The sequence below is a fragment of the Streptosporangium sp. NPDC020072 genome (genome assembly GCF_040631445.1).
In the GTDB taxonomy this organism is placed as follows: domain Bacteria; phylum Actinomycetota; class Actinomycetes; order Streptosporangiales; family Streptosporangiaceae; genus Streptosporangium.
The window spans coordinates 176,727-194,070 of sequence record NZ_JBEYAB010000010.1 but is presented as its reverse complement, the minus strand read 5'-3'; the positions used below and the strand labels follow the sequence as shown (position 1 = coordinate 194,070).

At 71.2% G+C, this 17,344-nt stretch carries 12 protein-coding genes; 4 read left to right on the top strand and 8 right to left on the bottom strand.

Translation table 11 applies throughout. The features are described from left to right. Position 1: 1 nt before the first annotated feature. The 6 genes from ABZ470_RS24940 to ychF all read right to left on the bottom strand — a co-directional run bounded on the left by ABZ470_RS24940 (position 2) and on the right by ychF (position 11,216). Positions 2 to 2,389 (bottom strand): type IV secretion system protein, encoded by a 2,388-nt coding sequence (locus ABZ470_RS24940; protein ID WP_362914174.1) that lies wholly within the window; start codon positions 2,387 to 2,389, stop codon positions 2 to 4. Then, positions 2,386 to 4,878 carry an ATP-binding protein gene (locus tag ABZ470_RS24935; RefSeq protein ID WP_352013767.1) on the bottom strand — a complete coding sequence of 831 codons (2,493 nt, stop codon included), beginning with the start codon at positions 4,876 to 4,878 and terminating at the stop codon, positions 2,386 to 2,388. Before ABZ470_RS24935 ends, ABZ470_RS24940 begins: the two co-directional genes overlap by 4 nt. Positions 4,879 to 4,950: 72 nt before the next feature. After that, positions 4,951 to 7,761: a TcpE family conjugal transfer membrane protein gene (locus tag ABZ470_RS24930; protein ID WP_362914172.1), complete on the bottom strand. Its 2,811-nt coding sequence runs from the start codon at positions 7,759 to 7,761 to the stop codon at positions 4,951 to 4,953. A 47-nt stretch (positions 7,762 to 7,808) separates the two neighbouring features. After that, a complete protein-coding gene (locus ABZ470_RS24925) occupies positions 7,809 to 8,099 on the bottom strand; it encodes a hypothetical protein (protein ID WP_352013769.1) in 291 nt (96 codons plus the stop codon). Positions 8,100 to 8,233: 134 nt separating this feature from the next. Continuing rightward, positions 8,234 to 9,058 carry a conjugal transfer protein gene (locus tag ABZ470_RS24920; RefSeq protein ID WP_362914170.1) on the bottom strand — a complete coding sequence of 275 codons (825 nt, stop codon included), beginning with the start codon at positions 9,056 to 9,058 and terminating at the stop codon, positions 8,234 to 8,236. Between the two features lie 1,069 nt (positions 9,059 to 10,127). Further along, positions 10,128 to 11,216 (bottom strand): redox-regulated ATPase YchF, encoded by a 1,089-nt coding sequence (ychF, locus tag ABZ470_RS24915; RefSeq protein WP_352013771.1) that lies wholly within the window; start codon positions 11,214 to 11,216, stop codon positions 10,128 to 10,130. Positions 11,217 to 11,314: 98 nt separating this feature from the next. Here ychF and ABZ470_RS24910 point away from each other — a divergent pair, with 98 nt between their 5' ends. Beyond that, positions 11,315 to 12,619 (top strand): DNA recombination protein RmuC, encoded by a 1,305-nt coding sequence (locus ABZ470_RS24910; protein ID WP_362914327.1) that lies wholly within the window; start codon positions 11,315 to 11,317, stop codon positions 12,617 to 12,619. Positions 12,620 to 12,707: 88 nt separating this feature from the next. Then, entirely contained in the window at positions 12,708 to 13,415 is a 708-nt protein-coding gene (locus ABZ470_RS24905) for a DUF6542 domain-containing protein (protein WP_362914168.1), read from the top strand. A gap of 46 nt (positions 13,416 to 13,461) precedes the next feature. Here the strand turns inward: ABZ470_RS24905 and ABZ470_RS24900 are convergent, their stop codons facing one another. Further along, positions 13,462 to 14,430 carry a 4-hydroxy-3-methylbut-2-enyl diphosphate reductase gene (locus tag ABZ470_RS24900; RefSeq protein ID WP_362914166.1) on the bottom strand — a complete coding sequence of 323 codons (969 nt, stop codon included), beginning with the start codon at positions 14,428 to 14,430 and terminating at the stop codon, positions 13,462 to 13,464. Between the two features lie 108 nt (positions 14,431 to 14,538). On the opposite strand from ABZ470_RS24900, the gene ABZ470_RS24895 reads away from it, so the two are divergent. Beyond that, the gene (locus tag ABZ470_RS24895) at positions 14,539 to 15,567 is read left to right on the top strand and encodes a hypothetical protein (protein WP_362914164.1); all 1,029 of its coding nucleotides are present in this window, start codon (positions 14,539 to 14,541) and stop codon (positions 15,565 to 15,567) included. A gap of 28 nt (positions 15,568 to 15,595) precedes the next feature. Beyond that, on the top strand, positions 15,596 to 16,804 hold the full coding sequence (gene xseA, locus ABZ470_RS24890) for an exodeoxyribonuclease VII large subunit (protein WP_362914162.1): 1,209 nt from the start codon (positions 15,596 to 15,598) through the stop codon (positions 16,802 to 16,804). Here xseA and ABZ470_RS24885 read toward each other — a convergent pair. After that, complete coding sequence (locus ABZ470_RS24885) at positions 16,782 to 17,252, bottom strand: GNAT family N-acetyltransferase (RefSeq protein WP_362776607.1); 471 nt, start codon at positions 17,250 to 17,252, stop codon at positions 16,782 to 16,784. The genes xseA and ABZ470_RS24885 overlap by 23 nt on opposite strands. Positions 17,253 to 17,344: the final 92 nt, after the last annotated feature.

Below are 17,344 nucleotides of genomic sequence, written 5' to 3'. Positions count from 1 at the left end.
GTCAGTCCTTATCGGGGTTCGAGGCACGCAGCCAGAACGGCGCCGCCTCCCCTGCCTGCCTGTCGCGCTCCGGTCTGCTGGCCAGCCAGAGCGGCGGCGCCTCTGAGGACCGGCCGCGCCCCGCGTCGTCCCGGGAACCGGAGGAGCTGAAGATGCTGCTGCCGGACCTGGAGGAACCGCCCGAGGAGCCGGAGCCCCGCGGGCTCGACTCGGCACGCCGGGAACCGCCGCCGTTGTTGCCGCCACCGCCGCCGAAGAGACCGCCGCCCGACCGGCCACCGCCGGAGGAACCGGACGACCTGCCACCGCCGGAGGACGGCCTGCTGCCCGAGGACGGCGCGGAGGACCGGCCACCGCCCGACGACCGGCCCGTGGACGACCCGCCAGAGGAGCCTCGCGGAGCCCAGCCCCCCGAGGACCCGCCGAACCAGCCACCGCCGGAACCCGAGCTGCCGGAACCCGAACCGCCCAAACCGCCCGAGCCGGTGCCACGACCGGCTGAGCCCGTCCTGGCCGGGGTGGAGCCACCCGCGCCACCGGACAGGTTCAGCGGCGGGGCCGCGCCCGTACGGGTCGCGGTGACGGGACGCCCCACGCCCTTGCGCCGGTTGCCCGACTGGGCCTCGGTGTCCAGCGGCGCGGGCTGTGCGCCCGCCGGGACCCGGGTGCCCGCTCCCGCGCCCCGGTCGCCTTCCTCGCCCCTGACCTTGCCCTGGGCGACCGCCGCCGCGGCCGTCGCGACGGAGGCGCCGCCCGCCATGGCCGCCGCCTGCAGTACGGGCTCGGCCTTGCGCATCCCCCACCGGCCCGCCCTGGCCGCCGCGACCGGGGGCAGCACCCCCGCCGCGCGCTGCAGGGTCGGCGCGGAGGCCGCCTCACCCAGCATGCGCGTGGTGAACGTGTGGCCGTCCATCGAGGAGAACAGGTGCTGGAACGGCCGCCGGTAGAAGAACACCGCGATCGTCATCAGCGCCATGAACATGACCTGCATGCCCCACGGCAGCTCGGTGGCGATGATCAGGGCGTAGCCGTACACCAGGACGCCCAGGACCAGTGCCAGCACCGCCTGTCTGAGCAGGGTGCCGATCAGCATCTCCACCCAGCGCATCGCGATGATCCGCCCCGACCCCGGATGGACGCCGATCAGCAGGAAGACCGGCGCGAGGATCAGCAGCAGCAGGAACCCGATCTTCAGGACCAGCAGCGAGACCGCGACCAGGAAGATCAACAACCCCGCGACCATCGCGGCCATCAGGGCGCCGATCGCGATGCCGAGCCTGCTCGTCCAATCCTTTCCCTGGAAGAGGAAGAAAATGGGGGTGTTCTGCAGCTTGCTCGCGACCTCTTCCTCGTATCTTGCCTGGTGGGCATTGGTGTTGGGCGTCTGGTTCGCCTTCAGCTCGGCCGCGTCCAGTGCCTGGATGTCCAGCAGCTTCGCACCGAAGACCTTCACCACCGGCGCGTTGGGGTCGGCGGTACCGAACACACCCATGAGCCACGGCTTGCACACCAGGGTCGACCAGAGCGCCTCGGCGTTCTGGTCGACGCCGGGGACGCCGGTCTGGCCGTAACCACCGGGCTTCGCCTGGGGATTGGCGACGTCCTTGGGAGCGAGGCAGGAGGCACCTCCCGCGTTGGGCAGGTTGGAGAAGGCCGAGTTGACGACCTCTCCGGTCTTGTCCGTCACGGTCTTGCCGAGACCGGTGAAGTCGCCTGGCCTGCTGAAGAACCAGACGGCGACGGTGACGGCCAGGACCATCCAGATGATGCCCTCGGCGGTCGTGGTCGCACGTTTGCGGATGAGGCCGTACCACGCCAGCCAGATGGCGCCGAGGATGACGATGGGCCGCAGGTACGGCCAGTACATCGCCTCGGCCAGGTTGCCCACGATGTCGTCGACGACGCCCTTGATCGACTCAAGCGGCCCCTCGGTCGCCGCCGCCTGGTAGGTCGTGATGGTCAGCCGGTCGAGCGCCTTGGCCCAGGAGAAGACGGTGTTGGCGGTCATGTTGCCCATGACCGCCGCGACGTCGCCGCAGCCGAGCCCGTAGGTGTGCCAGAACTGGCCGCCGGTGCCGTACCGGGCGTAGTTGCTCTGCGGGGCGGCGCCGGGCGCGGTCGGCGCCGGGGTGGGTGCCGCGGTGGGTGTGCCCGCCGCAGGCGTGTCCGGAGGCGGCGCCTTGACCAGACCGTCCACACCCGAGCCCACGATCTCGGGGGCCAGGTCCGGGGAGAGGTCGCAGGGGCCGGCGGCGACGGCGGTCGAGTCCCCCGTCGGCACCAGCATCGGTAAGGCGAAGAAGGCGGCCAGGGCCACCAGGGTGATGGCTATCCGCCTGCGTAGTCGTCTCTTGCGGGAGTTTCTGCTGCCCTCGCGGGAGCCCTTCATGACCGTACCTCCAGCGCCGTGGCCCCCGGCCTACTGACTCTGTCGCCCCCGGAAAGATCATGCACGTTCTCGGCGGGTTTGTCGTGGGTCGGATTCGTGTCCAGCCAACGGAGCAGCTCATCGGAGATGAGGTCCACCCCTATCCGCCCCGCGCGCCCGTCCAGATCCCGGAAAACACACTCGCCGTTGCCCAGCGAGCGCAGCACCGCCTTGTGCTCCTCGGAGGGTTCGACCCCGAGCAGCGCCATGACATGGTCCACCTCCACCCGTTCGGTGGACCTGAAGGCGAACACCGACGACAGGCAGTTGGTCACCTGTTCGTTCAGCAGGTCGCCCGCGTTCTGTGAGACCAGCACCAGCGCGGTGTTGCGCGAACGCCCCATCCGGCTGACCTCGGGCACCAGCTTGGCGCCCTCCGGGGTCGAGGTGATGGCCCACGCCTCGTCCAGGAAGATCGCCTTCGGCGTCCTGCGGTCGAGGCCGTTCATGAGTCCCCTGGCGAACTGCGCGACCAGGTAGAGCAGCGCGACGGACAGGCGCTGTTCGTAGGAGTAGTCGTCGCGGCCCGTCGAGGCGTCGGGAAGCGTCAGGCCCCCCAGCGTGAAGACCGTCGTCCAGCCCTCGGTGTCGATCTGGTCGCCGCCCGACGGGTCGAAGCACAACCGCGCCAGGTGCATCTCCGACATCGAGCGCAGCACGGCGCCCAGGTTCTTCGAGGCCGCGTCCTCGGCCTGTTCGAGGAAGTCGACGACCTTGCCCAGCGACGGATCCGGCCTGGCGGAGACCGCCGCGACCGCCTGGATCATCGCCGACTCGCGTTCCTCCGACATCCGGGGAAGCAGCAGCCGCAGCGTCTCGCTGGCCATGGTCTTCTTGGCCGCGATGTCGTCGCCGAAGGAGAACGGGTCGAGCAGGCCCGGCGCCGCGGAACCGAGCGGGATGACCCGTGCCTTCCTGCCCCGCGCCTGCAACAGCTGGACCAGGGAGTCGGCGTCGCCCTTGGGGTCGATCACCGCGACCGTCACCCCGCGCAGCGCCATCTGATAGATCATCAGCAGGGCCAGCGTGGTCTTGCCGCCGCCCGGCTCACCGGTGATCGCGATGGCCGTCGGCCGGTTACGGGTCGCCGCGACCAGCGGGTCGAAGTGCACGATGCTGCGGGCCCTGCCCAGGGTCTCCCCGATGTACGGTCCCATCCAGCCCGCGTTGCCCTCGTCGACCCGGTCGCCGAGATCGACGGTGGCGCCGGCCATGCCGCCCGCGATCGTGCGCAGCGGCTGCCGCTGGGCGTAGGCGTTGACCCTGACCTTCTCCCCGGGAAGCGCCTCACAGAACAGCGAGAACTGGTCGCCGGTCGAGTTGACGATGTCGATGCCGATGTCCCGGTAGTGCTCGACGACCGCCTCGACCCGCTGCACGCAGATCTCCTCGGTCGGGGCGGACACCATCAGCCGGTGCCAGCCGTACACGAAGGGCAGGCGTTCCTTGGTGATGCCGTGTTCGAGCATCCGGGCCGCGTCGATCTGCTCGGCGAGCGCCAGTGGCGCCTCCGCTCCGGCCTCGCGGATGTGGATGTCCATGTCACGGGCGTGCGCGAGCTTGCGCGCCACGTCCTTGCTCGCCTTGATCGGCGAGATCAGCCGCATCCTGGAGCTGATCTCGACGGGGAAGGGCAGCTGGTCGGCGAAGTGCATCCACGGTTCGCCGTCGGGGAAGGGCATCAGGTCGGGGAAGCGGGCGAAGGACAGGTGCGCGACGTAGGAGTCGCCGTCCGGCTGCTCGATCCGCAGCAGGGACCTGCCGTTGTGGATCTGCCCCTCCACGAGGGACTCGATCTCACCCCTCCCCCACTGCCGCCTCGGGCTGGCCGAGGGGGGCGGATCGCCCAGGGAACCGGTCGCGGCGTGCTGGAACAGCCAGGCGATCTCGGTCGAGGTCGCGTGCCTGGCGTACAGCGCGCTCGACGACAGGGCCCGTCCCAGACGCTCGGCCTGCTCACTCCACCGGGTGATCTCCGCCTTGGGGACGTGGTCGTCCTCGATGCCCAGGACCTTCTCACCGCGCTGGTAGAAGCCGAACAGCTGGGACAGCACCCCGGTGCCGAGTTGCCTGCCTCGCGCGCCGAGCCGTACGCCGAGGTAGACCTCCTTGGTCCAGAAGTCCTTGGCCCAGACGTGCCGGTACATCTCCTCCAGGTAGTCGCGCCAGCCCGGCCCCTCGTCGGAGGTGGCGTCCAGCGCCATCGCCCATTCGGCCGCCGGGTAGGTGCGGTGCGCGACCCGCAGGTGCACCTCGGCGTCCGGCATCCTGATCGCCGCGAGCGCGATCGTGATGTTGGTGGCCAGCGCCTCCCGTTCGTCGGGGGTGATGAACTCGTAGCTGACGGTCGGCAGCCGGAAGTACGCCCAGACCGACGTGTCGGTCAGCAGAATCCTGTCGTCGAAGTAGCGGACGGCCAGACGGTTGCGCGCCCGCGAAGAGCGGCTCACCCGTGCCCCCCAACCGGCACGACCTTTCGGGGGTTCACCTGAGCACCTCGCTGTCTCCTCGCGCCCGGGGGATCACTGGGCCACTTCCTCCTCGCTCGGTCGAACCGCCTGCGCCGTCCCGAAGCCCGCGACCACGACCCCGGCCAGCGCGAGGTAGGCCCGGCGGCCGGGGGCACGCAGGTGGGACGGCTCGACACGCTCCGACCTTCCCGGAGCCAGCTCGTCCTCCCAGGGCACCCGCACGATCGCCCTGCACCGCCCTCTGGCGACGGCCTCGGCCTGCTCGACGTCGCCCATGCTGCGGCGGCTCACTCCGTTGACCACCATGATCGCGCGCTTGCGCAGGTCCGCGCAGCCGTGTCCGTCAAGCCACTCATAGGTCATGGCGACCGCGTCAGGGCCGTCCTCGCTGGCCGGGACGACCAGGACCAGCTGGTCGGCGTAGGGCAGCACCCTCGCCGCCAGCGCGGCGGCCGGGTCGACCACGACCAGCTTGTAGTGCCGGTCCAGGAGGTCCATGGTCCTGCCGAGCCGCCGGTCGGAGAAGAGCGTCCGGTCGGAGAGCCGCTGCTCGGCGCCCGAGTCGGCGTCGCCCGCCAGGACTTCGAGGCCGGAGGCGCACCTGCTGGTGTAGGCCCGCATGCCGAGGTAGCCGTTGACGCCGTCCAGGCCCGCGAGCAGGGAGGTCAGTGTCTCCGGCGACTCGGCCTGGATCCGGCCGGACAGGGCGTTCGCCCCGGTGTTGGCGTCCACCGCGAGCACCCGGTCCTCACGGTGCCTGGCCAGGGTGTGACCCAGCATGAGCGCGGTCGTCGTCTGGCCCGCGCCGCCGGTGCACCCGAGCACGACCACCCTGCGGCTGCCGGTGAACATGGCCTTGGCCCGCGCCTCGTCGATCTCCGACCCATCGGTACGGCCCGCGCCCGGCCCGATCACGACCTGCGCGAGACGCCGCCAGCCGCCGGCCGAGTCTCTGCCGACGACCGACTCGACCCGGCGGACCTTGGGCTCGGCCTGCCCCGGCCTCGACACCGGGACCGGGGGCACGACCGGTGCCGGGCCCGCCGTCGGCCCGCTGGGGACCGCCCTGATCGAGACGCCCTGCGGGGGCCCCTGCCGCTGGGCGGGGCGCTGGGTGGGGCGCTGAGCCGGTCTCTGCACCGGGTGTTCCCCGGTGGCCTGCTGGTCCTGGCTCCGCCGTACCTGGGGGATCTGCTCGGCGCGCGGCGCTCTGGCGACCAGCCGGTCCTGCCCTCTGCCTGCCTGCGCGGCCCGCTGCTCCTCGGCGAGGCGGCGTCGCTCGGCGAACTGCTCCGCGGGGACGGGCTGCCCCCTGCGGTGCTGGGCGCGAACCCCCTCGTCGGCTCCGGCGGGGGCACCCACGGGCGGGACGTTCCTGTACGGCGCCGCCTCCGGCCGCTTCACGGGCTCCTGGTCCGGGAGGCCGACGGGCGCCTCGGGAGCCGGGGCTTCGGTCGCCGGGGTGCCGGGTGCCGCGATCTCGAGGGCCGAGGTGCCAGGGGCCTCGGTCTTGGGCGCCTCGGTCGTGGGGGCCGGGGTGCCGGGTGCCGCGGCCTGGACCGGGGCCTGCGCGGCGGGCTTCTCGGGGGCCTTCGGCACCTCGGGCGCCGGGGCGGTCACGGCCTCGACGGGGGTGGCCCGCTCGGACGGACCGGGAAGCACGGCCTGCCGTTCCGGCCTGTCGTCGCGCGTGACGGTCGTGGGTCGTTCGGTCGCGGGCGGGTCGGCGCGGAAGGCGGCGGCGCGCTCGGCCTCGGTGGCGGCGGCGAGCCTGCGCAGCCGGCGCAGCGCCTCCGGACCGATCGGGGCCTCCTGGGCCACCGGGGCGGACTCCTCAAGAGCGGAGTCCTCGGAGGCGGGGTTCACCGGTACGGAGTCCGCGGGCGTGGACGCCGCGACCGCCGACGCCGTGGGGGCCACGGGCTCGGAGGCCGCCGGTTCCGAGACCGGTTCCGAGACCGTGGGGACGGCCTGGGGAGCGGGGGCCGGAGCCTGGGAGAGCGCGATCTCGGGGCTCCGCGCAGTGGGGCTCTGGGCCGTGGGGCCCTGCGCGGCGGGGGTCCGGGGCGCCGCGGCCTGGGGCGTGGCCATCTCGGCGCGGGATGCCGGAGCCGGGGTTCGCGCGTTCTCGGACGCCGTGGAGGGCTGAGCCTGAACCACAGGCTCGACCCGCGCCACCGGTACGGCGGGCGCCGCCTCGGCCTCCCGGACCGGGGCCTGCTCGGGAAGGGCGCGTGCGGACGGGGCGAAGACCCGCTCGACCGGGCTCGGCGTCTCGGTCCCGAGGGCCGGGGCCGTACCCCTGCGTGGGACAGCAGGCGTGCCCTTGACCGGACGTTCGCGGACGGCGGGAGCGGTGGTCGCCGCCGCCGCGGCGGCCACGGCGGGACGGACCTCACGGGCCGGGGCCGAGGGGGCGATCTCCGGGGCCGTGGCGCCCTTCGCCTTGCGCCCGGCCTTGCCCTTCACACGGTCCTTCACCCGCGCGGGACTGGGATCTGCCCGCCACACCCGGCCGGTCAGCGCGATCTCGCCGGGCTCGGAGGTCGGCGCCATCCGGCACCAGGAGCGTGGCTCCCCCATGTAGCGGACCTGTGACTGCAGCAGTTCGGTGAGCCGCTTGCTCTCGATCACCGGTCTGGTCGAGAGCCAGGTCACCACCCCGGGCGGCACGAGGTAGACCACGTGCCAGGGGGCGTCGAAGGGCAGACCGAGAAGCGCGAGCAGCAACGACCAGGGGGCCGCCACACCCACGAAGACACCGATCCAGACGATCGGCAGCGGCGTCGGCAGCCGTAGGTCGTACAGCTTGTAGAGCCGCTTTTCGATCCGCCAGATATTGGTATACGTGGGTAGATCCACACGCTCCTCCTCTCCGCCACTCGTTCTTTGACCGCAAACACGCGGTCTCAACCCGCCGAGATGCCCAGTGCTCCCGCGATCGCCTTGGCGGTCACCTCGATGATGTTGGGCACGTAGAAGATCACTCCGATGGCTATCGCGAGAATGATGAACTGGACGAACCTGGTGATCTCACGCGTGAAGAGGAAGAAGAGCGCCACCACGGAGACGATGACGAGGAAGAGCGGCGCGAAGAAGCTCCTGAGGAAGGTGGCCAGCCCCTGGGTGTTCACACCCTGTGGAGGGGACGTCGGCTGGGCGAGATCGACCGCGTGCAGCAGGATCGTCTTCAGGATCATTTCTCGTCCTCCGTGCTCATGATCACGGCCCGGGGGATAACGGGCCCGCGACGCGCATATGGGAACCCGCTCACTGCCGACTCACCGATCAGGGGGGGTTTGTTCACTGTGGACCGGCACCATTCGATCATGTGTTACCCCACAGACCGTTTCGCGCCTCGGATGTCCTTGACGAACCACTTGTCGCCCTGCTTCACCACGGTGAGCCGGTAGGCCTGCTCCAACTTCCCGCTCGCCTCGCCGGGATCGACGTTGGTGGTCGAGTCGAGGGACGTGGTGGTCCGCGCGGGCACCCCCCACACGACCGTCGCGGTCACCTCCCGGGTGGCCCCGCTCCCCGCGGGAACGACGAGGTCCTTGAGGCTCACGAAGGTGAAAGCGCCGCCGAAGCCCTCCAGGGTCACCCCGGCGGCGGCGTAACGCTGCAACGACACGTTGTTGCCCGCGGCGTACGCCTTGAAGAAGTCGGCCAAGGGTGTGCGCAGCTCGGTCTCCGCGGCCGCGTCCCTGTCTCCCGCCGGGATCGCGGGCAGGTTCGCCGAGGAGGGCGCGGGCAGGACGGCCGGGCGGCCGGAGACCACGAACCTCCCGGTCTCCGTGTCGTAGAACACCGGCACGGACAGCAGCTGACGGCGGTCGTCCGACTGGAAGGCCAGCGTCACGACGGCGTTCTGCCTGTCGATGATCTCCGAACCGTACGGCTGCACCGCCCCGGCGGCCATCCGGCCCAGGCCGTCCCAGCCGAACTGCGGCTCGGCGCCGTCGGGGAGATAGGGGGCCAGCCGCGACGCCCTTTCCTGGAGGCGGACGGCGTCGAAATTCAGATAGACCGCCGCGAACTGGCTGGCGAAAGAGGTCGCCCTGCTGACGGGGAATTCGGCGTCGGGGGAAATCTGCGGGGTTCCACTGGTCGTGTTCTGCTGGGTGAAGCGTTCAAAAGGTGCACGGACCCCGTTCACCACGATGACCACTATTAGCGCCCAAAGTATGGCGCGACCTGCCCATACGAGCCAACGACCACCGCCACCGGACCAACGACCCCTGGACGGCGCACCACGTCCCCGCGCCGGAGCACGGTCGAACTCGGGGTCGTGCGGCGCCCCCGGGTATGCCGACAGCTCAGGGTCGTCGGTGATCCGAGGATCACGGACGGTTGACCTTCGAGCCATCTTGCCTCCGCTCGCGCCAAACCCCCGGCTGACGCGGTCTCGTATTACTCCCGACCCCGTAAACCATGGTCAAGCACTTACTCTAACCGCCTTGACGATTGTTCCAGGAAAGCCACGCCTATGCTGCAGGCATCACGGTTACCGAGCAAACCGGGTCTGGAACCCGGCTGACGACCCATCCGGGGACAACAAGACGAAGAAAGCACATTCCACCTGGCCAGCCCCTACGTCGATTACTCAAACGCCACGCATTGCTATCCAAACGGTCCCCACACTGTCCCGACCTGCCCTTTCCTCCCCGAACCGGTCACTCACCGTAACCGCTCACGCAGGCCCGCTCCCCTCGCACGGGAGGCGCACGGGGAGGGGCGTCGCGAGGGACGCCGCGAAGGGCGCCGGGAGGGACAGAGCGGAACCAACACGTCAGAGGCGCTCGCGTCCATGATCACGAAGGCCGGGCCGGGAGCCGCCGCGCCGTTGGTCGCGGAAACGGCCGGGGAACGGGTACGGCGAGCGGAAAGTCTCGTCCCGCCCGCCGTACCTCTGATCAGCACGCCTGTGGCGCTCCCCGACCTGGGACCAGGGCACGCGTTTCCTCGACCCGGCAGGCCCGTGGCGGCGCGGTCCCGACGGGGACGCCGACGGCCCGCCACGCCGATACTTCCGCAAGGACGCATATCCGGCGGGTCCGCACCGTCAAGGACCTGAACCGAGCCCGACGGCCGCCCCACGCGAGACGCTCGGCGGGGAAACCCCTGCCGAGCGTCTCGCCAAGCCTCCGGCGGCAGCCGGTTGATCGGCCTGTGTTACGACGACCCCTGGAATCGGGCCTTCGGGCGTCGCGGATCTGCGGGGGCCGTCAGACGTTGAACCTGAACTCGACGACGTCGCCGTCGCGCATCACGTAGTCCTTGCCCTCGATGCGGGCCTTGCCCGCCTGACGGGCGGCGGCGATGGAGCCCGCCTCGACCAGCTCGTCGAAGGAGACGATCTCGGCCTTGATGAAGCCACGCTGGAAGTCGGTGTGGATGACCCCGGCGGCCTCGGGGGCGGTCGCGCCCTTGCGGATCGTCCAGGCCCTGGTCTCCTTGGGACCGGCGGTCAGGTAGGTCTGCAGGCCGAGCGTCTCGAAGCCGACGCGGGCGAGCTGGGCCAGGCCCGACTCCTGCTGGCCCACGGACTGCAGCAGCTCAAGGGCCTCCTCCTCGGACAGCTCGACCAGCTCGGACTCGATCTTGGCGTCGAGGAAGACCGCCTCGGCGGGGGCGACGAGCGCGGACAGACGCGCCCTGAGGTCGTCGTCGGTCAGCTCGTCGGCGTCGAGGTTGAAGGCGTACAGGAACGGCTTGGCGGTCAGCAGGTGCAGCTCACGCAGGTCGGCGAGGTCGATGCCCGCGCCCTTGGCCCCGGCGTACAGGGTGGTGCCGCCGTCGAGGAGCTTGACGGCCGCCTCGACCGCGTCGAGGGCCGACTTGCGGTCCTTGTTGGTCCTGGCCTCCTTCTGGAGGCGGGGCAGCGCCTTCTCCAGAGTCTGCAGGTCGGCGAGGATCAGCTCGGTGTTGATCGTCTCGATGTCGCGGCCCGGCTCGACGGCGCCGTCCACGTGGGTCACGTCGGGGTCGGCGAAGACACGGATGACCTGGCAGATGGCGTCGGTCTCCCGGATGTTGGCGAGGAACTGGTTGCCCCGCCCCTGCCCCTCGGATGCGCCCTTGACCAGTCCGGCGATGTCCACGAACTCGACCTTCGCCGGGAGGATCTTCGCGGAGCCGAAGATCTCGGCCAGTTTCTCCAGACGGGGGTCGGGAACACCGACGATGCCCACGTTGGGTTCGATGGTGGCGAAGGGGTAGTTCGCCGCCAGGGCGTTAGCGGTCTTCGTCAACGCGTTGAAAAGCGTTGACTTGCCGACGTTGGGCAATCCGACGATGCCGATGCTCAGGCTCACGTCAGCCGAGTTTACGGCGAATCACCCGGTGCTGACCGCCGCTGCGGGCCGGAGGCACCCGGAACCGGCGGTGCTGACATCATTCCGTGGTGGATGTCATGGCGCTCGCCTTCCAACTCGCCGTAGGACTCGCCGCCGGGCTCGCCATCGGGTTCCTGCTCGGCAGATCCCGTGCCTCCACGGGTGTGGAGGACGTCGTGGCGCGCATGGCGGACGCCGAGGCGAGGGCGAAGGCCGCCGAGGAGAAGCTCGCCTACGTCGAAGGGCAGCTCACCGACCGGTTCCAGGCGCTGTCGGCCAAGGCGCTCGACGTCAACAACCTGCGTTTCCTCGAACTGGCCGAGGCCAGGCTCGCGGCGGGCCGGGCGGAGGCCGCGGGCGAGCTCGAACAGCGCAAGCAGGCCGTCGAACACCTGATCGAGCCGCTGAAGGACACCCTGGCGCGGGTCGAGACGCAGCTGCGCGACACCCAGGCCGGTCAGCGGGCCGCCCACGCCGAGCTGGCCAAGCACATCGACGTGGTCAGGGAGAGCAACGAGCAGTTGCGGCTGCAGACGACGGCGCTGGTGCGGGCGTTGCAGCGGCCCGAGGCCAGGGGCAGGTGGGGCGAGCTGCAGCTGCGCAGGGTCGCCGAGATCGCCGGGATGCAGCGGTTCTGCGACTTCGACGAGCAGGCGAGCGTGACCACCGCCGACGGCGCCCTCAGGCCCGACATGGTCGTACGGCTCGCGGGCGGCAAGAACATCGTGGTCGACTCCAAGGTCTCCCTGGCCGCCTACCTGGAGGCGGCGGAGTCGGCCGACCCCGAGCGCCAGTCGGTCAGGCTGGACGCCCACGCCCGGCATGTGCGCGAGCATGTGGACCGGCTGGCGGGCAAGGCCTACTGGCAGGCGTTCAGCCCGGCGCCCGAGTTCATGGTGCTGTTCATCCCCGGTGAGGCCTTCCTGGCGCCCGCGCTCGAACGTGATCCGGGGCTGCTCGAATACGCCATGCGGCGGCGGGTCCACATCGCGACGCCGACCACGTTGATCACGATGCTCCGTACCGCGCACTACGCCTGGCAGCAGGAGGCGCTCAGCGAGAACGCGCGGGCCGTCTTCGAGCTGGGCAAGGAGCTCTACGAACGGCTCGGCACCCTCGGGCAGCACATGGAGACGATGGGCCGTTCCCTGGGCAGGGCGGTCGAGGCGTACAACAAGACCGTCGGTTCCCTGGAGAGCCGGGTCCTGGTGAGCGCGCGCAAACTGAACGATCTGGGCCTCGTGGACGGCGAGCTGGACGGCCCCGGCAGCGTCGAGAACCTGCCGCGGGCGTTGACCTCGCCCGAACTGCTGGCAGAAGAGGAGTCAAGCCCGTCTCCCATCTCCCGCCTGAACGGTAAGTTGGCGGGCGACCTGCCCTAGAGATGCTGTTCCCCGCGAAGCGCAGGCGGCCGGAGACCGCAGGCGGACAGGGGGGTCGACGCGGGCCGAGGTCGAGGGGGGCACAGTGGTGAACGAGCGAGGCGACGGGCAGCCGCTTGATGAGGCCGCCCGTGTGGGCGGAGCCGACCGGCCGGGCGGGACCGGCCAGTCGAACGGGGCGGGCCGTACGGGTGGGGCCGCAGGCCGTACGGGCGGGACGGGGCGTAAGGACGAACGCGGGCGGCCGGGCGGCGGTGTCCGGCTGACCGCGAGGGGCGCGATCGCGCTGGTGCTGGTCTCGACGCTGGCGGGCAGGGTGCTCCAGGCGGTGGTCGGGCCGTCGGCGCTGCTCGGCCTGACGTTCGTGGCCGGCTGCGCGGGCGCGGTCGTGCTGGTGAACCGGCGGGACCTGCTCTCGCTGGTGGTCAGTCCACCACTGGTCTTCTTCGTCGCGGCGCTGGTCACCGAGGGCGTGAGCGCGATGGGGGCCAAGGTGCCGATCCAGGCGTTCGGGCTCGGCATGTTCGCGCTGTTGTCGGCCAGTGCCCCGTGGTTGTTCGCGGGGTCGCTGCTGGTCCTGCTCGTCGCCTGGCGGCGCGGCCTGGCCACGTGCGTGCGCGAGCTGCGTGAGGAGCTGCGGGCGGCGGGACCGGCCCCCGTACGGCAGAAGGCGACCGGCGCGGCCTTCGCCCCGGAGCCCGAGGGCTACTTCGAACCCAAGGTGTACGGAACGCCGCGCGAGGAGCAGCCCACCGAGGAGCGGCCCGCCCAGGAGCAGGCGGCGGACGGCCGGTAGGGCGCGGGTGCCGTACGACACCCGCGCGGCCCGGTGGCGGGGCGGATCAGACGGTCGCGCGCAGGTCCTTGCGCAGCTCGTGCGGCAGGGCGAAGCGGACGCTCTCCTCGACCGACTCGACCTCCTCGACGTGGTCGAAGCCGTGCCCGGCGAGGCGGGCCAGGACCCCGGCGACCAGCTCGTCGGGGACGGAGGCGCCGCTGGTCACGCCGACCGTCGTGACGCCGTCGAGCCACTCGTCCCTGATGAAGGAGGAGTCGTCGACCAGGTGGGCGGCGTCGGCCCCGTGGTCGAGGGCGACCTCGACCAGGCGCTTGGAGTTCGAGGAGTTCTCCGAGCCGACGACGATGACGAGCTGGGCCTGGGAGGCGATCTCCTTGACCGCGACCTGACGGTTCTGGGTGGCGTAGCAGATGTCGTCGCTGGGCGGGTCGATGAGGTTGGGGAAGCGCGCCTTGAGCCGGGAGACCGTCTCGGTGGTCTCGTCGACCGACAGCGTGGTCTGTGACAGCCACACCAGCCGCTCGGGGTCGCGCACCTTGACCGTTTCGACCGAGTCGAGGCCGTCGACGAGCTGGATGTGCTCGGGTGCCTCGCCCGCGGTGCCCTCGACCTCCTCGTGGCCTTCGTGGCCGATGAGGAGGATGTCGTAGTCCTGGGAGGCGAAGCGCCTGGCCTCGTTGTGCACCTTGGTCACCAGCGGGCAGGTGGCGTCGATGGTCTTCAGGCGGCGCTGCGCGGCCTCCTCGTGGACGGCTGGGGAGACCCCGTGCGCGGAGAAGACGACGATGGCGCCCTCGGGCACCTCCTCGGTCTCCTCGACGAAGATCGCGCCGCGCTGTTCGAGCGTCCGGACCACATGGGTGTTGTGGACGATCTGCTTGCGGACGTAGATCGGCGCGCCGTACCGCTCCAGGGCCTTCTCCACAGCCTGGACCGCGCGGTCCACTCCGGCACAGTAACCACGAGGCTTGGCCACTAGGACGCGCCGGATCGTGGGGGTCTCTGACGTCATGTTCTTATGCTACGTGGAGCGCCCACTCGTCCTGTGGCCACATGAGGCATCGTCTTGCCCGACACTTGCCATACGGAACGACCCAAACAGATCCATCAGGGAGACGACATGTCAGTCCCCGACATCATTCGCAATGTCACCAGAAACGTGCGCGAGGCGCTTTCCAGCCGTGAGGAGTTCAAGGAGAAGACCAAGGATCTGCCGCTCTACGTGCTGCAGAGCACGCTGAGCGGGGTCGGCCAGGCCCTGCAGTTCGGCGGCCGAGTGAAGGACAGGATCAGGCGCCTCGCCGGGCAGGACGTGGAGGAGGAGACCGAAACCACCGAGACCGCCGAGCAGGCCGCCGACGACAAGCCCGCCCGCAGGGAGCCGGTGATCTTCGCCCCGCGTCCCGACAGGACGGCCGCCAAGGAGACCGCCGAGCCCGTCGAGCCGAAGGCCGAGGCGAACGGCGCCAGGACGCGCCCCGAACCCGTCATCTTCGCCCCCGCGAAGCCCGCCACCGAGCCCACCGCGAAGTCCACCACCGAGGCCGCCACCGAGCCCACCGCGAAGCCCGCCACCGAGACCCCGGAGAAGGCCGCCCCACAGGCCGAGACCACCAAGGCCGTCGCCGAGCCCGCCGCGAAGCCCGTCGGTGAGGTCGCCGAGGAAACCTCCGCCGCCCCGGCTGACGCCCCCACCGACGCCGCCGTGAGCGCCCCCGCCGACGTCCCCGCCAAGCCTTCGGCCGAGACCCCCGCCGAAGTCCCCGCTGAGGCTTCCACGGACGCCCCTGCGGAGGCCCCTGCCGAGCCCCTCGCTGAGACCACCACCGGGACCCCGGAGAAGGCCGCCCCGCAGGCTGAGACCACCGAGGCCCCCGAAGCCGCCAAGACTCCCAAGGCCGCTGAGACCGTTGAGACCGTTGAGCCTTCAGAGGCCTCAGGGACGAAGGCGGCCGAGGAGGAGAGCGCGCTCGTGGAGCCGATGCCGGGGTACGCCACCCTGACGATCGCCTCTCTGCGCGCCCGGATGCGCGGCAAGTCCGCCGAGCAGATCGGTGAGCTGCTCGCCTACGAGCGGGCCACCTCCGCCAGGCCCGAGGTAGTGCGCATGTACGAGAACCGCCTGGCCAAGCTCCAGGCCGCCGAATGACGGCCCGGGCCGCGTAGGCTCTGCGGACATGACCTCGAAGACCACCCCCGAACAGCCGCTTCCCGTCCGCACGGTGCTGCAGATGGTCGGCGGCTGGATCGGCAAACTCGGCACCGTGTGGGTCGAGGGGCAGATCACCGAGCTGACCGCCCGGGGTGGCACGGTCTTCCTGACGCTGCGCGACCCGGTGGCCAACGTCTCGGCCCGTGTCACCTGCCCGCGCGGCGTGTACGAGGCGACCGTCCCCCGCCCGGTGGACGGCGCCCGGGTCGTCATGCACCTGAAGCCGGACTTCTGGGTCAACAAGGGTTCCTTCGCCTTCACGGCCCTGGAGATGCGCCCCGTGGGGGTCGGCGAGCTGCTGGCCAGGCTCGAACGCCTGCGCCAGCTGCTCGCCTCCGAGGGGTTGTTCAAGGTGGACCGCAAGCGGCGGCTGCCGTTCCTGCCCGGCGTCGTGGGGCTGATCTGCGGCCGTGACTCGGCCGCCGAGCGCGACGTGCTGGAGAACGCGCGGCGCCGCTGGCCCGCGGTGCGGTTCAAGGTGGAGACAGTCGCCGTGCAGGGGCCGTACGCCGTGACCGAGGTCACCGAGGCGCTGCGCGGGCTCGACGCGGACGACGAGGTCGAGGTCATCGTCATCGCGCGGGGCGGCGGCTCCCTTGAGGACCTGCTGCCCTTCTCCGACGAGTCGCTGGTCAGGGCCGTGGCGGCCTGCCGTACGCCGGTGGTCAGCGCCATCGGCCACGAGCAGGACAACCCGTTGCTCGACATGGTCGCCGACGTGCGGGCCTCGACCCCCACGGACGCGGCCAAGAAGGTCGTGCCCGACGTCGGTGAGCAGCTCACGCTGGTGCGCCAGCTACGTGACCGGGGGCGCAGGGTCGCGGGCGGGTGGCTCGACCGCGAGCTGACCTGGCTGGCGGCCGTACGGTCCCGGCCCGCGCTGGCCGACCCGGTCCGGGAGATCGAGCGCAGGGCCGAGCAGGCCGAGCAGCTCAGGGACCGTGCCCGGCGCTCCCTGGGCGCCTCCCTCGACCGGGCGGAGGACGCCCTGGGGCATCTGCGGGCCCGGTTGGTCGCGCTGTCGCCCGCGGCGACGCTGGAGCGCGGCTACGCGATCGTGCAGCGCCCCGGCGGCGAGGTCGTACGGCGGGCGGCCGACGTCGCCCCCGGCGCCGAGCTGACGATCAGGTTCCCCGACGACCGGGTCACCGTCAGACGGGACTCCGCCACGTGAGCGAGGGGTAGCCGTCGGCGGTGAAGCCCATCTCCCGGTAGAGCGGCGCCCCGTCGGAGGTGGCGTGCAGGTCGATCCTGCGGATGTCCCTGGCGCGGTACCACGCCATGAGGGCGGCCAGCACGGCCCTGCCGTGTCCCTGCCTGCGGTGGGCGGGGTCGGTCGTCATGCCCTGGATGTAGCCGTAGCGTCCGTCGGGCAGGCCGGGGCCGGGGAAGCGGTCGAAGATGAGACCGACCCCGCAGGAGGCGAGTCCGCCCTCGGGGGCGTCGACCACGTAGACGGCGGTGTCGGTGCTGCCGATCCGCTCGCTGAGGCTGTCGGCGTAGGACTCACGCCAGCCTCCGTCGATCGGGAAACTGCCGTCCATCGCCATGCGGTCGGCCAGGATCTGGCGGAGCCGTACCAGTTCGGGGATGTCCTCGGATGTCGCGGGGCGAACACTCACCGGCCCAGTCTCCCAGGCGGAAGATCGTCGGCGGTCGGCGGGTCCCCGTCAGAGGCCTGTCCGCGGAACTTTCCACCTACCGAGGTCGCCCA